The sequence below is a fragment of the Caballeronia sp. M23-90 genome, from assembly GCF_053574605.1.
This window is the reverse complement of record NZ_JBSIPA010001035.1, coordinates 1-263: the sequence shown is the minus strand read 5'-3', so window position 1 is coordinate 263 and position 263 is coordinate 1. Positions and strand designations below refer to the sequence as shown.

The 263-nt window shown below is 56.3% G+C and carries 2 protein-coding genes; both read left to right on the top strand.

The genetic code is table 11. The features are described from left to right. Positions 1-203: GTP-binding protein (locus ACRXB1_RS37675; protein ID WP_449494973.1), on the top strand; the 203-nt coding region annotated here is incomplete at its 5' end. Then, positions 181-263, top strand: an 83-nt coding sequence (locus ACRXB1_RS37670; RefSeq protein WP_449494974.1) for a hypothetical protein, incomplete at its 3' end; no start/stop codon positions are given. The genes ACRXB1_RS37675 and ACRXB1_RS37670, both read left to right, overlap by 23 nt.

The window sequence follows — 263 nt, the reverse complement described above, 5'->3', positions numbered from 1 at the left end:
TCGTTATACCTCTCGACTGGCAGGTCTTCACCCTCTGGTTCACGATGCTTCTCAACCGTCACGGTGATAAGATTTTGCGTGTGAAGGGGCTGCTCTGCATTGCAGACTCGGACCGTCCGGCCGTGCTGCATGCGGATCGTTATACCTCTCGACTGGCAGGTCTTCACCCTCTGGTTCACGATGCTTCTCAACCGTCACGGTGATAAGATTTTGCGTGTGAAGGGGCTGCTCTGCATTGCAGACTCGGACCGTCCGGCCGTGCT